This window comes from Rhodococcus sp. NBC_00294 (assembly GCF_036163995.1).
In the GTDB taxonomy this organism is placed as follows: domain Bacteria; phylum Actinomycetota; class Actinomycetes; order Mycobacteriales; family Mycobacteriaceae; genus Rhodococcoides.
This window is the reverse complement of record NZ_CP108043.1, coordinates 2,843,189-2,861,315: the sequence shown is the minus strand read 5'-3', so window position 1 is coordinate 2,861,315 and position 18,127 is coordinate 2,843,189. Positions and strand designations below refer to the sequence as shown.

At 70.0% G+C, this 18,127-nt stretch carries 17 protein-coding genes; 4 read left to right on the top strand and 13 right to left on the bottom strand.

Going from position 1 to position 18,127, the window contains the following annotated elements:
• Positions 1-2: 2 nt before the first annotated feature.
• The 8 genes from OHB23_RS13425 to rimP all read right to left on the bottom strand — a co-directional run bounded on the left by OHB23_RS13425 (position 3) and on the right by rimP (position 8,233).
• Positions 3-1,373, bottom strand: coding sequence for an MATE family efflux transporter (locus tag OHB23_RS13425; RefSeq protein ID WP_328809699.1), 1,371 nt, complete (start codon positions 1,371-1,373; stop codon positions 3-5).
• A complete protein-coding gene (locus OHB23_RS13420) occupies positions 1,370-2,311 on the bottom strand; it encodes a DHH family phosphoesterase (RefSeq protein WP_051613254.1) in 942 nt (313 codons plus the stop codon). Before OHB23_RS13420 ends, OHB23_RS13425 begins: the two co-directional genes overlap by 4 nt.
• A gap of 31 nt (positions 2,312-2,342) precedes the next feature.
• Positions 2,343-2,792 carry a 30S ribosome-binding factor RbfA gene (gene rbfA / locus OHB23_RS13415; RefSeq protein ID WP_027505079.1) on the bottom strand — a complete coding sequence of 150 codons (450 nt, stop codon included), beginning with the start codon at positions 2,790-2,792 and terminating at the stop codon, positions 2,343-2,345.
• Between the two features lie 19 nt (positions 2,793-2,811).
• Positions 2,812-3,102: a DUF503 domain-containing protein gene (locus OHB23_RS13410; RefSeq protein WP_027505078.1), complete on the bottom strand. Its 291-nt coding sequence runs from the start codon at positions 3,100-3,102 to the stop codon at positions 2,812-2,814.
• Positions 3,103-3,196: 94 nt separating this feature from the next.
• Positions 3,197-6,061 (bottom strand): translation initiation factor IF-2, encoded by a 2,865-nt coding sequence (infB, locus tag OHB23_RS13405; RefSeq protein WP_328809698.1) that lies wholly within the window; start codon positions 6,059-6,061, stop codon positions 3,197-3,199.
• A 186-nt stretch (positions 6,062-6,247) separates the two neighbouring features.
• On the bottom strand, positions 6,248-6,451 hold the full coding sequence (locus OHB23_RS13400) for a YlxR family protein (RefSeq protein ID WP_373425284.1): 204 nt from the start codon (positions 6,449-6,451) through the stop codon (positions 6,248-6,250).
• A gap of 158 nt (positions 6,452-6,609) precedes the next feature.
• Entirely contained in the window at positions 6,610-7,614 is a 1,005-nt protein-coding gene (gene nusA, locus OHB23_RS13395; RefSeq protein ID WP_027505075.1) for a transcription termination factor NusA, read from the bottom strand.
• A gap of 4 nt (positions 7,615-7,618) precedes the next feature.
• Complete coding sequence (rimP, locus tag OHB23_RS13390) at positions 7,619-8,233, bottom strand: ribosome maturation factor RimP (RefSeq protein WP_328809697.1); 615 nt, start codon at positions 8,231-8,233, stop codon at positions 7,619-7,621.
• Positions 8,234-8,395: 162 nt separating this feature from the next.
• Here rimP and OHB23_RS13385 point away from each other — a divergent pair, with 162 nt between their 5' ends.
• Together OHB23_RS13385 and OHB23_RS13380 are read left to right on the top strand one after the other, a co-directional pair.
• Positions 8,396-8,935, top strand: a complete 540-nt coding sequence (locus tag OHB23_RS13385) for a hypothetical protein (RefSeq protein WP_328809696.1) — start codon at positions 8,396-8,398, stop codon at positions 8,933-8,935.
• A complete protein-coding gene (locus tag OHB23_RS13380) occupies positions 8,932-9,378 on the top strand; it encodes a ferritin-like domain-containing protein (protein WP_027505072.1) in 447 nt (148 codons plus the stop codon). The genes OHB23_RS13385 and OHB23_RS13380 overlap by 4 nt, the downstream gene beginning before the upstream one ends.
• Before the next feature lie 25 nt (positions 9,379-9,403).
• Here OHB23_RS13380 and OHB23_RS13375 read toward each other — a convergent pair whose 3' ends face one another.
• Positions 9,404-9,910, bottom strand: coding sequence for a hypothetical protein (locus tag OHB23_RS13375; protein ID WP_056444993.1), 507 nt, complete (start codon positions 9,908-9,910; stop codon positions 9,404-9,406).
• Positions 9,907-11,661 (bottom strand): proline--tRNA ligase, encoded by a 1,755-nt coding sequence (locus OHB23_RS13370; RefSeq protein WP_056444999.1) that lies wholly within the window; start codon positions 11,659-11,661, stop codon positions 9,907-9,909. The genes OHB23_RS13375 and OHB23_RS13370 overlap by 4 nt, the downstream gene beginning before the upstream one ends.
• A 44-nt stretch (positions 11,662-11,705) precedes the next feature.
• Here OHB23_RS13370 and yaaA point away from each other — a divergent pair, with 44 nt between their 5' ends.
• Together yaaA and OHB23_RS13360 are read left to right on the top strand one after the other, a co-directional pair.
• On the top strand, positions 11,706-12,449 hold the full coding sequence (gene yaaA, locus OHB23_RS13365) for a peroxide stress protein YaaA (protein WP_056445002.1): 744 nt from the start codon (positions 11,706-11,708) through the stop codon (positions 12,447-12,449).
• Positions 12,446-13,672 (top strand): DUF2786 domain-containing protein, encoded by a 1,227-nt coding sequence (locus tag OHB23_RS13360; protein ID WP_328809695.1) that lies wholly within the window; start codon positions 12,446-12,448, stop codon positions 13,670-13,672. Before yaaA ends, OHB23_RS13360 begins: the two co-directional genes overlap by 4 nt.
• On the opposite strand, the gene OHB23_RS13355 is transcribed toward OHB23_RS13360, so the two are convergent.
• From OHB23_RS13355 to OHB23_RS13345, 3 genes are read right to left on the bottom strand one after another with little or no spacing between them, the layout of a single operon-like run.
• A complete protein-coding gene (locus tag OHB23_RS13355; protein ID WP_222630838.1) occupies positions 13,663-15,120 on the bottom strand; it encodes an MFS transporter in 1,458 nt (485 codons plus the stop codon). The two genes, OHB23_RS13360 and OHB23_RS13355, sit on opposite strands and share 10 nt — an antisense overlap.
• Before the next feature lie 8 nt (positions 15,121-15,128).
• Entirely contained in the window at positions 15,129-16,361 is a 1,233-nt protein-coding gene (cobA, locus tag OHB23_RS13350) for a uroporphyrinogen-III C-methyltransferase (protein WP_222630836.1), read from the bottom strand.
• A gap of 35 nt (positions 16,362-16,396) precedes the next feature.
• The gene (locus tag OHB23_RS13345; RefSeq protein WP_027505066.1) at positions 16,397-18,079 is read right to left on the bottom strand and encodes an alkaline phosphatase D family protein; all 1,683 of its coding nucleotides are present in this window, start codon (positions 18,077-18,079) and stop codon (positions 16,397-16,399) included.
• Between the last annotated feature and the right edge of the window lie 48 nt (positions 18,080-18,127).

Below are 18,127 nucleotides of genomic sequence, written 5' to 3'. Positions count from 1 at the left end.
ACTCACGACCCTTCTGCGGTTGATGTTCGGCTCCCGACGGTATCGGTCCCCGTTCTGATCCAGGCGCCCGACGCGGTCCGCCAGACCACGGAGACCGCTCTCAGGCTGACGAACACCATCAGGCCCACCCAGATTCCCGGCAACCCCCAGTCGAGGATCGCCGCGAGCCAGATCAGCGGTAGGAATCCGACGACGGCGCTCGCGAGAGTCGCGTTCCGCAGGAAGACGGCATCCCCGGCCCCGAGCAGCACACCGTCGAGGGCGAACACGACGCCGGCGACGGGGATCAGCGCGACGAACAACCACCAGATGCCGTCGATGCTCGTCAGGGTCGACGAGTCGGACGTGAAGAGCGGCGGGATCACGGCGTGGGTGGCGGCGAACAGTCCTGCGAGCACCACGGCGAAACCGACGGACCACGCGGTCACCCGCGAGGCGAGCATCGACGCGGCGCGGCCACGGCCCGCTCCCAACGCGGCGCCGACCAGGGACTGTGCGGCGATGGCCAACGAGTCCAGCATCAACGCGACGAGATTCCACAACTGCAGAACCACCTGATGGGCCCCGACCGCACCGGCACCGAAGCGGGACGCCACGGTCACCGCGGACAGGAAGCAGGCCTGGAAGGCGAACGAGCGGAGCACGAGGTCCCGGCCGAGGACGAGCTGGCGGCGGATGATCGCGAGATCCGGCCGGAGCGAGCAGGTCCGCGGCCCGCGCATCAGGGCGGAGACGAACAGCGTCGCGGCGACGGCCTGGCCGATGACGTTGGCCACGGCGGATCCGACGAGGCCGAGGGCCGGAACGCCGATCAGACCGTGCACGAGGACGGGACACAGCACGGCCGACAGTGCGAGCCCCGCCACCACGTACCGCAACGGCCGCACGGTGTCCTGCACGCCGCGCATCCACCCGTTCCCGGCGAGCGTGACGAGGATCAACGGGGTGCCGAGCACGCCGACCCGGAGCCACGTGGTGGCCTCGGCGGTGATGTCTCCCCCACCGCCCAGCACCGACAGGATCGGATTCGCGAAGAGCTGGACCACCAGGATCAGCAGGAGGCCCAGCACCACTGCGAGCCACGTGGCCTGGACGCCCTCGTTGCGGGCGTCGTCGTCCCGGCCCGCACCGTGCAGCCGTGCCGCGCGCGCGGTCGTCCCGTACGAGAGGAACGTCAGCTGCGTACTCACCTGGGCGAGAACGAGGCCACCGACGGCCAGACCCGCGAGTGGGAGCGCACCGAGTCGACCCACCACCGCGGAGTCGAAGAGCAGGTACAGCGGCTCGGCCACCAGGACGCCGAGTGCAGGGAACGCGAGGCCGAACAGGGTGCGAGCGGACACCCGCCCGTCCACGGCGGAGCGATCGGTCACCCGAGCGCGGCGACCAGGGCGTCGACGTCGTCCTCGATCGGGCCCGTCGCGGTGTAGCCGGCGGAGAACTTGTGGCCGCCCCCTCCCAGCGCGGACGCCACGACGGAGACGTCGACACTGCTCTTCGCGCGCAACGACACGGCCCAGCCCGCCTCGTTCTGCTTGAACACGGCGGCCACCTCGGCCTCCGCGGTGGTGCGCACGATGTCCACGACGCTCTCGATCTCCTCGGGACGCAGTCCGCGAGAGTCCTCGAGCCGCACGATCGCGTAGACGAGCCCTCGCGAGCCGGCCGCGTCCGGCACCAGGCGCGCCGAGCCGAGGACGGCGCCCAGCATCGGCAGCCAGGCGAAGGGGTGGGTGTCGAGCAGGCGGCGCGAGATGGCGGCGCCGTCGATCCCGGTCGCGAGAAGTCGCTCGGCCAGCAGGTGGGAGCCCGGCCGGACCCAGCGGAACGATCCGGTGTCGGTCACGAGGCCGGCGAACAGGCAGTGCGCGAGGTCCCGGTCGATCTCGACGCCCCACTCGTCGAACAGCACGGCGACCACCGCTGTGGTGGACTCCGCACTCGCATCGATCACGTGATGCGTGCCGTAGAAGGTGTTGGACCGGTGATGGTCGACGACCAGGGACACGGCGCCGTCCAACCGGTCACCCAGTGACCCGAGCCTGCCTCGACTGCCGGCGTCCACGGTGACCACCAGGTCCGCGTCCGTCGGGACCTCGGCGGGCGGCACCAGGAACTCCGCTCCCGGCAGACCGATCATCGACTCGGGCAACGAGGCGGGCGCCGCGAAGGACACGGTCGGCCGCGCGCCGCGTCGCGAGAGCGCGACGGCCAGGGCGAGCGCACTGCCGATGGTGTCGGCGTCGGGTTGCACGTGGCACAGCAGAGTCACCGTCCGGGCGTCCTCGAGAAGACGGACGGCTTTCTGCATGTCTGCGCGCAGCGTGTCGGTCACCGGGGTCTCAGAGCTCGTCGGTGTCGCTTCGAGGCACCTTGTACGGATCCGGATCACCGGCGGGCTGCGCCCCCGCAGCGGCCTGAGCCACCTTGTCGTCGATCTGGCGGGCACGCTCGAGCAGTTCCTCCATGTGGCGCGCGGTGTCGGGCACCGTGTCCGCACGGAAGGTCAGCGTCGGGGTGAAGCGCACACCGGTACCGGCACCGACCTTGGTGCGCAGAGCGCCCTTGGCCTTCTCCAGACCCAGAGCGGCAGCCTGGAAATCGGGCTCGGCGTCGAGCGTCTCGCCGCGCACGGTGTAGTAGACGGTGGCGTCGTGCAGGTCCGGGGTCACCTTGGTGTCGGTGACCGTCACGAACGACAGCCGCGGATCCTTGATCTCGTGATCGATGGCCGTCGCGACGATCGCACCGATGCGCTTGGCCAGTTTACGAGCGCGGGCTTGGTCCACCACGATGCGTCTCCTTCGTCCATCAGTCCTCTGGCCCGAACACTCGGCGCCGAACTGCGAGTAGTTGTAGTTCCGGCCTCTCGGCCACGTGTCGCTCGCACGAGTCGAGTACCTCGTGCAGGTGGGCGACGTCCCCGGTGGCGATGGCGACACCCACCATCGAACGACGGTAACGCTCCTGTTCCCCGGTCTCGGCGGCCGACACACCGAAGCGCTGCAGGGCAGCGACGACGGGCTTGATCACCGAACGTTTCTCCTTCAGCGAATGTACGTCGCCGAGCAGGATGTCGAGTTCGAGAGCACCGAGAAACACGAGCACCTCATCGATAGCAGGGTCGGACACCGTCTTCGACGAACGGGTGTGGCCCGCGGACATGCCGCGGGCCACACCCGTACGTTCTCGTCGATCAGTCGCGCGGCTTCTCCCGAAGCTCGTATGCCTCCACGACGTCTCCGACCTTGATGTCGGAGTACGTCACCGTCAGACCACACTCGTAGCCCTCGCGGACCTCGGTGGCGTCCTCCTTCTCGCGCCGGAGCGACGAGATGGTGACGAGCTCGGCGACCACGTTGTTGTCACGCAGCAGTCGAGCCTTCGCGTTGCGGCGCACCAGACCCGAGGTGACGAGGCAACCGGCGATGTTTCCGACCTTCGAGGAACGGAACAGCGCGCGGATCTCGGCCTGGCCCAGCGTGACCTCTTCGTAGACCGGCTTGAGCAGACCCTTGAGCGCCTTCTCGATCTCGTCGATCGCCTGGTAGATCACCGAGTAGTACCGGATGTCCACGCCCTCGCGGTTCGCCAGCTCCGTCGCCTTGCCCTCGGCACGGACGTTGAAGCCGATGATGATCGCGTTGGACGCCGACGCCAGGTTGACGTTGGTCTCGGTGACACCACCCACGCCGCGGTCGATGACGCGCAGTTCGACCTCGTCGTCGATCGCGATACCGACGAGCGCCTCCTCCAACGCCTCCACGGTGCCGGAGTTGTCGCCCTTCAGGATCAGGTTGAGCTGCGACGTCTCCTTCAGCGCGGCATCGAGATCGTCGAGGCTGATCCGCTTGCGCGACTTCGCTGCCAGCGCGTTGCGCTTGCGAGCGTTGCGGCGGTCCGCGATCTGACGGGCGATGCGGTCCTCGTCGACGACGAGCAGGTTGTCACCGGCACCCGGCACCGACGTGAAGCCGATGACCTGAACGGGACGCGACGGGAGCGCCTCGATGACGTCCTCGCCGTGCTCGTCGACCATGCGACGGACGCGGCCGTAGGCATCGCCGGCGACGATCGAGTCACCGACACGCAGGGTTCCGCGAGCGATGAGCACGGTGGCTACCGGTCCGCGACCACGGTCGAGATGTGCCTCGATGGCGACACCCTGTGCGTCCATGTCCGGGTTGGCGCGCAGATCGAGCGCCGCGTCGGCCGTCAACAGCACTGCCTCGAGAAGGGCATCGATGTTGGTGCCCTGCTTGGCCGAGATGTCGACGAACATCGTGTCGCCGCCGTACTCCTCGGCGATGAGGCCGTACTCGGTCAGCTGCTGCCGGATCTTGTCCGGGTTCGCGCCTTCCTTGTCGATCTTGTTGACCGCGACCACGATCGGCACGTCTGCTGCCTGGGCGTGGTTGATCGCCTCCACCGTCTGCGGCATGACGCCATCGTCGGCCGCGACCACGAGGATCGCGAGGTCGGTGGCCTTGGCACCACGGGCACGCATGGCCGTGAAGGCCTCGTGACCGGGGGTGTCGATGAAGGTGACCAGACGCTCGTTGCCCTCGAGCTCGGTGAGGACCTGGTAGGCACCGATGTGCTGCGTGATGCCACCGGCCTCGCCCTCACGCACGGTGGCGTTACGGATCGAGTCCAGCAGTCGCGTCTTGCCGTGGTCGACGTGACCCATGACGGTGACCACGGGGGGACGCTGCTCGAGCTCGTCCTCGCCGCCCTCGTCCTCGCCGTAGGTGAGGTCGAACGAGTTCAGCAGTTCGCGGTCCTCGTCCTCCGGGCTCACGACCTGGACGACGTAGTTCATCTCGCCGCCGAGCAGTTCGAGCGTCTCGTCGTTGACCGACTGAGTCGCCGTCACCATCTCGCCGAGGTTGAACAGCGCCTGCACGAGTGCAGCCGGGTTCGCGTCGATCTTGTCCGCGAAGTCGGACAGCGATGCGCCGCGAGCGAGGCGGATCGTCTCACCGTTGCCGCGGGGCAACCGCACGCCACCGACTGCGGGAGCCTGCATGGATTCGTACTCGGCGCGCTTCGCCCGCTTCGACTTGCGGCCACGACGGACTGCGCCGCCGGGACGACCGAACGCGCCTGCCGCGGCGCCGCGCTGGCCGGGACGGCCACCGCCACCGGGACGACCACGGAAGCCGCCACCGGCAGGTGCGCCGGCACCGGGAGCGCCGGGTGCACCGCCGCCGCCACCGCGGTAACCGCCGCCGCCACCGGCACCGCCGGGACGACCGCCCGGTGCGCCGCCGGGACGACCCGGACGACCGCCGGCTGCGGGAGCCGGGCGAGCCGAGCGGCTCGGCATGGCACCCGGGTTCGGGCGGGGAGGCATGGAGCCGGGATTGGGACGGGGTCCGCCGGGGCGAGGTCCACCCTGACCTGCGGGGGGACGACCTGCTCCACCCTGAGCGGGTGCGCCGCCGGCCGGACGAGGTCCACCCTGGCCCGGAGCCGGACGCGGGGCGCCGGGTCGCGGACCGGCCTGTCCCGGAGCGGGACGCGGCGCGGGGCGCTCGACGGGTGCGGACGAGTAGGGATTGTTGCCGACGCGCGGTGCCTTCGGTCCCGGCTTGGGGCCGGGAGCAGTGGGCGCTGTGGGCGCCGACGCTGCCGGTGCCTCGGGGGCGGGTGCCGCCGGAGCAGCCGGTGCCGCGGGAGCGGCAGGTGCTGCGGGTGTCGGAGCCGGGGCAGCGGGTGCCGGGGCGGCGGGAGCCGACGGGGCCGGAGCCTGCGCGGCGGGCGCCTCGGGTGCTGCTGCGGCCGGTGCCTCGGGGGCCGCCGGAGCCGGCTTCGGACCGGGGCGGGGGCCGCCCGGCTTCGGGCCTGCGCCGTTTCCGGACGGACGGGCGCCGGTCGACGGTGCCGCGTCGCCGGACGCGGACGGGTACGACTCACGGAGACGTCGCGCGACCGGTGCTTCCACGGTCGACGACGCCGACTTCACGAACTCGCCCTGCTCTTTCAGCCGAGCGAGTAGATCCTTGCTGGTGACACCGAGTTCTTTAGCCAACTCGTGCACGCGGGCCTTGCCTGCCACTGCTCTCCTCACTGAGAGGTCGAGCGCGGCTCCTATGGCAGGCGCCCGCACGACCTCGGGTTATCTCGAAACGATGTTCATCGTCGGTGCTTCACGGTGTGCTCATGAATTCGTGTACCTGTTCTCCTCGTGGCGCGGCGAGGTGCCGCGACCGTTCGGCCGGTCGATCGGGTGTGGTCCACACCGTCACGGTGCGAACTCTCGGGCAAGCGCGGACAGGTCCAGCGGACCGGTCACGCGCAAGGCACGCCCGAATGCTCGACGTCGCTCCGCCTGCTGCAGACAAGTCGCGTCGGGATGCAACCATGCACCCCGGCCGGGCAGTCTGCGGCGATGATCGACCACGGCACCGACCGTGCCGGTGTCGGAGACGCCGGCAACGATCCGCACCAAGGCGGAAGGCGACTCGCGCTGTCTGCATCCTACGCACGTACGCACCGGTCCAGCTGGTGCGGACGCGGTGTCGTCGGACAACGCGTGTCGAGCCGTGTCACAGTCTAACGCGGATTCGGTCCGGTTCGGAACGTCGCCCGCTCGCGCGCGCCGACTCAGTGATCGTCCTCGGTCGGCGCGGCGTCGCTCCGGATGTCGATACGCCACCCGGTCAGGCGCGCGGCGAGCCGCGCGTTCTGACCTTCCTTGCCGATCGCGAGCGACAACTGATAGTCGGGCACCACCACACGAGCGGCGCGGGCAGCCGCGTCGACGACCGTGACAGAGACAACCTTCGACGGTGACAACGCATTCCCGACGAACACGGCGGGATCGTCGTCGTAGTCGATGATGTCGATCTTCTCGCCGGCCAGCTCGCTCATGACGTTGCGGACACGCTGGCCCATCGGACCGATGCACGCGCCCTTGGCGTTGAGGCCGGACACCGACGTCCGCACGGCGATCTTCGACCGGTGTCCCGCCTCGCGGGCCACCGACACGATCTCCACGGACTCGTCCGCGATCTCCGGCACCTCGAGCGCGAACACCTTGCGGACCAGGTTGGGGTGCGTCCGGGACAGGGTGACCTGCGGGCCGCGATTGCCGCGGGTGACGCCCACGACGTAGCACTTGATCCGGTCGCCGTGCTCGTACGTCTCACCGGGCACCTGCTCCGCCGGCGGGATGGTCGCGTCCACGCCCTCGGAGTCGCTGCCGATCCGCACCACGACCGTGCCGCGTGCGTTCAGCCGTGCGTCGGCCTGGATGACACCGCCGACGATCTCGCCCTCGTGCGTCGAGTACTCACCGAACGACTTCTCGTTCTCGGCGTCTCGGAGTCGCTGCAGGATGACCTGACGCGCGGTGGTCGCGGCGATGCGACCGAACCCTTCGGGGGTGTCGTCCCACTCGGAGACGAAGTTCCCGTTCTCGTCGGTCTCGCGTGCCATGACGCGGACCTCGCCACTCTTGCGATTCACGTCGATGTAGGCGTCGGACCGGTGACCGGCCGTGTGCTTGTACGCGGTGAGCAGCGCACTCTGCAGCGTCTCGATCACCGCGTCGATGGTGATGCCCTTCTCCGCCTCGATCGCGCGGAGGGCAGTCATGTCGATGTTCACGTCGTTATCGGCTTTCGTCGTCTGTGTCGTCGTCTTCGTCACCGGAGACGGGCTCCTCCGGCGGGTTCAGCGGATCGAAGCGTCCGGGCGTGACGCCGCCCGCCATCTCGAGCTCCGCAGGATTGGGCTTCTTGAACTCCACCTGCACGGTGGCCGACGTGACCGAGTCGAGCGGCACGGTGCGCAGCGTCGGACCGGTGCGCGAGCGGAGAACGAGATCCAGTTCGGTCGTACCGCCCTCCGAGGTCCTGAGCTCCCCGACGCGGGCGTCGATCGTCTCGTCCCCGAGCACGACGGTGACCATCCGGCCGCGAGCACGACGCCAGTGGCGAGGCTCGGTCAGGGGTCGGTCGACACCGGGCGTGGTCACCTCGAGGTTGTACGCGGTGTCCCCGAATTCGGTTGCCGCGTCCAGGATGTCGGAGATCTCGTGGCTCAGCCGAGCGAGCGCGTCGAGCTCGAATCCGGAATCCCGGTCGACGATCACCTTGACGACGCTGTGAGCACCGGCCTTCGACACGGTGACGTCTTCGAGATCGAGATCGCCGTCGGTGAACCCCGGGCCCGCCACGTGTGCGGAGAGGAGTGCGACGACCCTCTCCCTGGATGGAACCGGCATCGCTCGACCACTCCTCGCTGAAGTTGTACAGCTCGCCACCGGCGAACTGGGAAGGGACCACGATACCGCGACCGGGGCGCGTCTCCCGACACGCTGCGTCGTCGCGCCGAGAGTGCTCGTGTCCGGCGCGGGGACGGTGTCCGTGTCTGGCACGATGACCGGGTGCCACCGACAGTTCCGCACCGACCGGTCTTCCTGCACGGCCGCAGTCTCCCGACGCTCTCGCGGCGCACGATGTTGCGCGGTGCGGGAGCGGCGGTAGCGGGCACGACGATCCTCGCCTCGACGGTCGCGTGCTCGGACGGTGCGCAGGACGACGAGGCGGCGCAGCCCGATCCGCTCGCGGCCCATGCCGCCCGGGCCCGCCGGGACGCCGCCGCCGCAACGGCGGCGATCGCGCAGAACCCGGCGGCGGTCGACACTCTCACCGTGATCGCCGATCAGCGGACCGCCCACGCCGACGCGCTCGACACCGAGATCGCACGTCTCACTCCCCCGCCCACGGTGTCGGAGACCGCCGCTGCGGCGACCGGCACTGCCGAGCCGGTGCCGGCTCCGGCACTCACCGACTTGTCCACGGCGCTGTCGGACGCGGGCCGCAGCGCAGCGGACGACGCGCGTGCGCTGTCCGGTTACCGAGCGGGCCTGCTCGGGTCGATCAGTGCCGCGTGCACGCTGGCGTCCGCGGCGGTGGCCGGATGAGTGATCTCGGCCCGGAGCAGCAGGCCCTCGTGGACGCGCTGAACGTGGAGTTCGCCGCCGTCTTCGCCTACGGCGTCATCGCGGCGTTCTCGAACCCCACCCGCGATCCGATGGTCGCGCAGTACGCCGCCGACCACCGAGCGCGGCGCGACGGCACCATCGACGCCCTGACCGCGGCCAGCGTCACCGCACCGGAGCCCGCGGCCGGGTACACGGTGCCGTTCCCGGTGACCGACGCGGTGGCAGCGGCACGGCTCGCGGCGCAGGTCGAGGACGACGCCGCAGTCGCCTGGCGGTCGGTCGTCGAACGGGCCCAGTCCGGGCACACCCGCGACATCGGCATCGTCGCCCTCACGGACTCAGCTCGGCGCGCCTCGGCGTGGAAGGCGATTCTCGGCATCTTCCCGTCGACGGTGGCCTTTCCCGGCACTCCGGCGACCTGACCCCTCCGCCGGTCGGGACCTCGACTCAGGGTTGATCGGTCACGGCGGCGACGATCACCGCGGTGCCCGCGGTCCACGACGCCGCGGCGAGCCGTGGGTGACCGTCGACCATGTCCTGCACCGCTGTCCACGTCGCCCCGTCGGCGTCACCGGTGACCACCACGGCGGTCCCGGGTCGACCGAGCACCAGCGCCCACTCGAGGTACTGCACGGCCTCGGCCGCACCGGCCCGCGAGACGTCGGCGGACACCACACCGAAGGTCGTGTCGTCGTCCGTGCGGAGCTGCGGCAACGATCCGGCGGGTTCGCCGGCGACGATCTCCACCCGGCCTCGTGCCGCCTCCGTGTCGGCCTGGACGGCCGCGACGCTCTCGTCCGCGGCGAGCACCACGACGGAGCCGCGCTCGCCGACCGCGTCGGCCGCGAGAGCGGCCGATCGTCCGTGTGTCGGCGCGATCAGCAGGACTCGGCGAGCGTCGACGAGCCGGGTCAGGACGGCAGGGAGAGACTCGCTCGACGACGAGGTGCTCACACGGGTCGCCCGACCGCGCGCAGGACCTCCCGGCCCGCCGACTCGGCCGGAACGTCGCGAGCCTCACCGGTGAAGCGATCCTTCAGCTCGACGGTGCCGTCCGCCCAGCCGCGACCGAGGACGACGACGAGCGGCACACCGATCAGCTCGGAGTCCTTGAACTTCACACCGGGAGACACCTTGGGACGGTCGTCCAGGACGACCTCGAGTCCGTGCGCGTCGAGTTCGACGGCGAGCGCCTCGGCACCCTCGCGCGCGCCCACGTCCTTGTTGGCGATGACGATGTGCACGTCGGCGGGTGCGACGGACGCGGGCCACCGCAGACCCTTGTCGTCGTGCATCTGCTCGGCGATGACAGCCACCAGGCGAGACACGCCGACGCCGTACGAGCCCTGGAGCAAGCGGGTGGGCTTGCCGTTCTCGCCGAGGACGTCGACCGCGAAGGCGTCGGTGTACTTGGTACCGAGCTGGAAGATGTGGCCGATCTCGATGCCGCGAGCGGACACCAGTGCGCCGCGGCCGTCCGGAGAGGGATCACCGTCGCGCACCTCGGCGGCCTCGATGGTGCCGTCCGCGACGAAATCGCGGCCCGCGACCAGATCGACGACGTGCTTGCCCTTCTCGTTCGCGCCGGTGATCCACGCCGTGCCGTCGACGACGCGAGGGTCGACGAGGTAACGCACGCCGTTGTCCTGCAAGGCCTTCGGTCCGATGTACCCCTTGACGAGGAACGGATTGGCGGCGAAGTCCGCGTCGCCCAGCATGACGAATTCGGCGGGGGCGAGGGAGGCCTCGAGGCGCTTCTCGTCCACGTCACGATCACCGGGAACGCCGATGGCGAGCAGTTCCCACTCACCGCCGGGGACGCGTGTCTTGAGCAGCACGTTCTTGAGCGTGTCCGCCGCGGTGACCGTGCGGCCGAGATCCGCACCGTTCGCCCAGTCGACGAGCGTCGCGATGGTCGGGGTGTCGCCGGTCTCGTGCACCGTCGGTTGCGGCAGGCCCTCGAGGGGGATCGACGGCGGAGCCGGCGTCGTGACGGCCTCGACGTTCGCGGCGTACCCGGACTCGACACACCGCACGTAGGTGTCCTCGCCGACGACCGATTCCGCGAGGAATTCCTCGGACGCGCTCCCGCCCATCGCCCCGGACGTGGCTGCGACGATGACGTAGCTGACACCGAGGCGCTCGAAGATTCGCTGGTACGCCTCGCGGTGGGCCTCGTAAGAGGTCTTCAGACCCGCCTCGTCGAGATCGAACGAGTACGAGTCCTTCATGACGAACTCACGGCCGCGCAGGATGCCGGCCCGCGGACGCTCCTCGTCGCGGTACTTGGTCTGAATCTGGTACAGCGTGACCGGCAGGTCCTTGTAGGAGCTGTACTCCCCCTTGACCGTCAGCGCGAAGAGCTCCTCGTGCGTCGGCCCGAGCAGCATGTCGACGCCCTTGCGATCCTTGAGCCGGAACAGCCCGTCGCCGTACTCGGTCCAGCGGTTGGTCACCTCGTACGGTTCGCGCGGCAGCAGCGCCGGCAGCGAGATCTCCTGGCCACCGATCGCGTTCATCTCCTCGCGCACCACCTGCTCGACGCGGCGCAGCACCCGGAGCCCGAGCGGCAGCCACGAGTACACACCGGGAGCGATGCGGCGGACGTAGCCGGCGCGCACCAGGAGCTTGTGGCTCGGTACCTCGGCATCGGCGGGATCGTCGCGGAGCGTGCGCAGGAACAGGTGGGACAGACGGGTGATCACAGGCGCACAGCCTAGTCCGTGGGTGTGTCGGTACCGTTCCTGCCGTGCTCGTTCTTCTGCCACCGTCCGAAACCAAGTCCGCGGGCGGCCGCGGTGATCCGCTCGATCTCGACCGGCTGTGGCTTCCGCAGCTCACCGACGTCCGATCGACGCTGGTGAACGCTCTCGTGTCCCTCGCCGACGATCCCGCGGCCTCCCGCACGGCCCTGGGACTCTCGCCGAAGCAGGACGACGAGATCGAGCGCAATGCGGCCCTGACGGTCTCGGCGACGAGACCGGCTCTCGAGCGCTACACCGGAGTGTTGTTCGACGCGTTGGACGCGGCATCGTTCACCCGGGCGCAGAAGGCCAAGGCTCGGCAGCGCCTCGCGATCGGGTCCGCCCTCTTCGGTGCGGTGCGAGCGGACGATCCGGTTCCGGCGTACCGGCTCTCGGGCGGGTCCGCACTGCCCGGGCTCCCCACGCTCCGCGCCCTGTGGAAGCCGGTGCTGCCCGCGGCGGTCACCGCCGCGGCCGACGGTCTCGTCGTCGATCTGCGCTCGGGAATCTACCGCGACCTGGGCCCCATACCCGGCGCGGTCACCGCCACCGTGCTCACCGAGCAACCCGACGGATCCCGCACCGTCGTCAGCCATTTCAACAAGCATCACAAGGGACTGCTGGCACGGGCGCTGACCGTCACCCGCGCGGAACCCACGAGCGCACGGGCCGTCGCCGCGGTCGCCGTCCGTGCAGGACTCCGAGCCGAGGTCGCATCGCCGACCGAGGTGATCGTGCTGACCGAATGAACCCGGTCCCGGAACTGCTGCAGCGCGGCGCCGATGCCGCCGTCGGTCGCACCGCCTCGCAACGCGTGGTGGACGACGTCGCGGACCAGTTGGTCGCCTGCACCGACGCGGATCCCCTCGCTCAGGGGTCCGTCACGCTCCTGTCCACGATCACGGCGCTGTACGAGGAGGGGTGGCAACCGCTCGACCTGCTGCACGTCGTCCGCCGCCACTGCACCGCCGAGGTCACCGGACTCGCCGCGGCGGCCCTCCTGCACGAGGCCGAACTCTCCGACGCCACCTCGCGCGCGCCCGAGAGCTGGGTGCGCCAGGTCGAGGCGATCCGGGCGCTGCGCCCGGACGTCGAGTCGCCCGTCGACGCGTCTCCGAGTCTGCTCGCCGCGCGTCTGCGCCTCGGCGGTGCGTCCGACTACATCGCCGTCAGTGACCAGTGGATCGCCGTGCTCACGCTGCTCGGGCGGTGGCAGAGCCTGCCCCGACTCACCCGGATCGGCGCGCTGCCGTCGCAGTGGCCGTCGGCCCGGACCGCACGCCTTCTGCCGCCCGACACCGTCGTCGGGTCCGGCATGCTCGGGCGCATCAGGGGGCTTCTCGCCAAGGCGGACTCGACCGAGTTCGAGGAGGAGGCCGATGCGTTCACCGCGAAGGCGCAGGAACTGATGACGAAGTACTCCGTCGACACCCTCGTGCTCGCCGAGGGCCGGACCGACGTCATGAGCAGGCGTGTGCACGTCGACAATCCGCACGCGGATGCGCGTGCCCAGTTGCTGCACGTGGTGGCGACGGTCAACCGCACCCGGGTGGTCTGGGACACCGATCACGCCCTCGCGACGGTGGTGGGTGCACCCGTCGACGTGGAGCAGACCGAGATGCTCTTCACCTCCCTCTCGGTGCAGGCGGCGCGCGCTCTGGCTCGCGCTCCCCGACCGGCTCGGCGGAAGAAGGCCGCATCCGGCTTCGACACCGCGTTCCTGTGGGCCTATGCCGTGCGGCTGGGTGAACGCCTCGCCGAGTCGGACGCGCTGGCCCTCGAGGAGGCGAGTCGCCGGTCCGGCGAATTGCTGCCGATGCTGGCGACGCAGACGGTGGCCGTCGAGGCAGAGGTCGAGCGACTGTTCCCGGCCACCCGGTCGGTCCGTGGACCCCGGCTGGACCTCGCGGGATGGGAGTCCGGGCGGGCGGCGGCGAACGAGGCGGACCTGCCCGCCGACCGTCAGCGGTGAACCGCGTCCTGGGCTGCCTTGGCCTGGGCGACGTCGGCCGCGCTGTAGCGGATGAACAACGCCGAGACCGCGGCGACCGCGGCGAGAACGGCGCAGCCGAGAAGAGCGAACGTGTAGCCCTCTCCCAACGCGACGATCTCCGGCCGGGTCATGTCGACGGCCGAGCCCGTCCGACCGCCCAGTGAGAGCGTCTTTGACGCCGCCATCGCGCTGACCACAGCGAGGCCGAGTGGGCCACCCAGGTTCTGCGCGACGAGCGAGATGGCGGTGAGGGGCCCGATGTTCTTCTGGTCGACGTTGGCGATCGCGCAGAGCGGGAGGGCGATGACCGCCAGTCCGACGCCGAAACCGATGCCGCCGATGGGGAGGAACAGGTTCTTCCAGTACGTCGACTCCACCGTGATGGTCGACGCGAAGATCAGGTACCCGACGGTGAGGACCGCGCCGGTCGCGATGATCCAGCGTGGTGCGACCCGCGGCGCCAGCCACGACGACGCGACGGCGGCGAGCGCCATGCCGCCACCGAACGGGATGAACGAGATGCCGGCGCGCAGCGGGCTGTAGTCCAACACGTCCTGGACGAACACCGCGACGATCACGGTCATCGCGAACAGGGCGCCGCCGGAGAAGAAGATGGCGACGAAGGTGGCGACGCGGTCCCGGTCGCGGAAGAGTTCGAAGGGCAGCAGTGGGTTCCTGGCGCGCCGCTCGACGGTGAGGAACGCGAGCAGCAGGAACAGACCGACAACGATCGCGGTGAGGGTGACGACGTCCGTCCAGCCTCGTTCCGGACCCTCGACGATGCCGAACACGACACCGGTGGATCCGAGCGTCGCGAGGATCGCCCCCGGCACGTCGAGGGGTGCCCGTTCGCCGGCCGTCTCGGTGAGCGCGCGCCATCCCAGGGCCAGGATCGCGAGACCGATCGGCACATTGATGAGGAAGATCCACCGCCACGAGACCTCGGTGAGCGCGCCGCCGATGATGAGACCGGAGAAGGAGCCGACACCGGTCATGGCCGCGTAGATGGCGATGGCCTGGTTGCGGACGGGCCCCGGCGCGAACGTGGTGGCCACCAGTGCGAACGCCGTGGGCGACGCGACGGCGGCGCCGGCGCCCTGGATCACGCGGGCCAGCACCAGCATCGCCTCGTTCTGCGCGAGTCCGCAGGCCGCGGACGCCACCGTGAACAGCGCGACTCCGACGAGGAACATGCGCTTGCGTCCGAAGGCGTCGCCCATGCGCCCGCCGAGGAGCATGAGCCCGCCGAAGGCCAGTACGTACGACGAGACCACCCAGTTGCGACCGGCATCGCTGAGGCCGAGTTCGGCCTGCAGCGGAGCGAGCGCGAGGTTCACCACGGTGCCGTCGAGCACGGCCATCAACTGCATGCCGCTGAGCGCGATGATCGCGAGTCCGAAGGCCCGCTCGGTCACGGGATAGGTCATCGGCCGGGTCACGAGGCTGCGCCGATCACGGCCGCGGCGTCGAATCCCGCCACCGGTCCGATGACGATGATGGCCGGGGGGCGCACGTTCTCCGCACGCACCCGCTCGGCGACGGTGGTCAGATCTGCCCGCACCACCCGCTGCGACCGCGTCGTGCCCTCCTGGACCACCACGACCGGCGTGTCCGCGGCGCGCCCGTTCTCGACGAGCACGTCCGCGAAGGCTCCGATGCGCTCGACCGCCATGAGCAGCACGATGGTGCCGCGCAACCGGCCCAGGGACGGCCAGTCGATCAGCGAGTCCGGGTGATCCGGGCGCAGATGACCGCTGACGACGACGAACTCGTGCGTGACGCCACGATGGGTGACCGGGATACCGGCGGCGGACGGCACCGAGATGGCGCTGGTGATGCCGGGAACGACGGTGACGGGAATGCCCGCTGCGGTGCACGCCTCGAGTTCCTCGTATCCGCGGCCGAAGACGTAGGGATCGCCGCCCTTGAGTCGGACCACGAACCGGCCGGCGCGGGCATGCGTGATCAACGCGTCGTTGATGGCCTCCTGTGCCATGAACCGGCCGTACGGAATCTTCGACGCGTCGATCACCTCGACGTGCGGTCCCAGTTCGGCCAACAGCTCGGGCGGCGCAAGACGGTCGGCCACCACCACGTCGGCACGCGCCAGCAGGCGGCGCCCCCGCACGGTGATGAGGTCCGGGTCCCCCGGTCCACCGCCCACGAGTGCGACCCCCGCGATCGACTTCTCCGGTGCGTCCGCGATGGCCCCGGACTGCAGCCCGTCCAGCACGGCGTTGCGCACGGCGGCGGACCGGCGATGCTCTCCGCTGGCGAGCACGCCGACGGTCAGACCGTCGTACTCCGCGCTGGCAGGCGTGACCGCCGTGCCGTCTCTCGCCACGTCCGCGCGCACGCAGAAGATCCGGGAGCGCGCCGCTTCCGCGACGATGGCCGCGTTGGTCTCGGCCTCGTCGGTGCAGGCGATGGCGTACCAGGCCTCGTGCAGATCGCCGTCGCGATAGTCGCGCAACTCCAGCTCGATCTGACCGAAGCTCGCCATGCCCTCGACGGCCGGGGTGGCCTCACGGGTGATGACGACGACCTTCGCGCCGCACGACACCAGCAGCGGGAGCCGCCGCTGCGCGACACTGCCCCCACCGACGACGACCACGCGACGACCGGCCAGATCGAGCCCTGCGAGGTAGGGAGAATCGGTCGCGTCCACGTCGGAAGACCCTACCTGTCGTGGCACGGGCACGATCAGCGCTGCCGCACCCCGGACGGCGTGAGGTCGTAGCGAGCCGTGGTGCTGAGCGTCTGACGCCCGTTCACCACCGCGGCGTGGTTCACTTCGAGACGCAGCGCCTGCGAGTCCGTGGTCAACGACATCACCCCGTTGTCGAACCAGGGACCCGCCTCCGTGCTCCACTCCGCGTGCACGGGTTCCGCCTTGGCTCCGCGCGCCAGGCGCGCGAGCATCCTCGCCACCGGGCGACGGATCGCCAGGCGGTTGACCGCCCGGATCGGCAGGTTCAGTGGATTGCGGAACGGCGACATCGTCAGCTGGTACAGAGACGTCGACGTCGACACGCGGGTCTCCGCCTTCGCGACGTAGGAGCAGTGCACGTCACCCGACAACCACACGACCGACTTCGGCGCGTCCGGTCCCACGACCACCTCGTCGACCAGATCCACCATGTCGCCGAACGACTTTCCGAACGCGGCCCAGTGCTCGAGATCGAGCGCGATACGCAGCTTCTCCCCGATCCGACCGAACCGCTTCCCCCACGCGCCCTGCGCCACCGCTTCGTTCCACTGCTCCACCGCGTGCAGCCCCGGAAGCATGAGGAAGGGCAGCGAGGAACCCAGGAGCACGTGCTCCTTGCCCGACTTCAGCGTGTGCTCGCGCACCCATGCCCACTCGACGTCGTCGACCATGGCCCTGCGCTCGGGCGACAGGTCACGCGAACATCGGCTGTCGATCATCACCAGACGCGTGTTGCCGATGTCGCGGTGATAGCTCCAGCGCGCCGAGGACGGTTCCGCGTCCGCCTTCAGGGCGAACTCGGCGAGCAGCGTCTCACGCTCGGAGTCGCTCGCGGCGGATCGCACGGCCGCGTACATCGCGTCGTCCTCGAGTTCGCGCGGGGACAGGTTGCCCAGGTGTTGGTAGACCCAGTACGAGGAGAAGGCGCCGATCACGCGGTCCTCCCACCAGGACGCCTGTGTCACCTCCGCGCGCCAGTCCGCGGAGGAGTTCCAGTCGTCCCGAAGATCGTGGTCGTCGAGGATCATGCACGTCGGGACCGTGGCCATCAGTTGGCGGACGCGGTCGTCGCCCCACGACTCCTGGTAGAGCCAGGTGTACTCCTCGAAGTCGCAGATCTCGTCCTCGACCTCCTCCGAGCGGGCGCCGGCAGCACGCTCGCCGGCCTCGCGCCGGGCGTGCAGGCGCTCGACGATCTCGGGCGACGGATCGTCGGCGTAGACCTGATCGCCGAGGAAGACCAAAAGATCCGGCCAGGTGTCGGGCTCTTCGCTCGCGACACGGTCGGCGAGCCCGACCAGAGCGTCGGCGCCGATGCGCGTCAACGCCTCGTCGCTGTAGGTGTCACCCCGCCGGCAGGATCCGAAAGCGACGGTGACGGGCTCGTCGTCGCACATCGTGTGCACGACGGCCCGGCGGTCGGGAGTGGGCCACACCTGCTCGCCGTCGATCGCGACGGTGTAGTCGACGAGGGAGTTCTGCGGCAGATCCTCGACGGCGACGAGGGCGTAGTGGTGCCCGTGGAGACCCCACGTGCGCTCGTCCACCGAGGCGCCCGAGGACGTGGTGACCGTGACGGTGCAGGAGTGCGACGTCTCCACCCAGAAGGTCGCGCGATCGGTACTGACGTAGCGGACGAACGGCCCCAGGATCAGTCTCTGGTCGATGTCGGTCATTCGATCCAGATTGCCACCAATGCCCGATTTCCGCGCCGTTCACCGGCA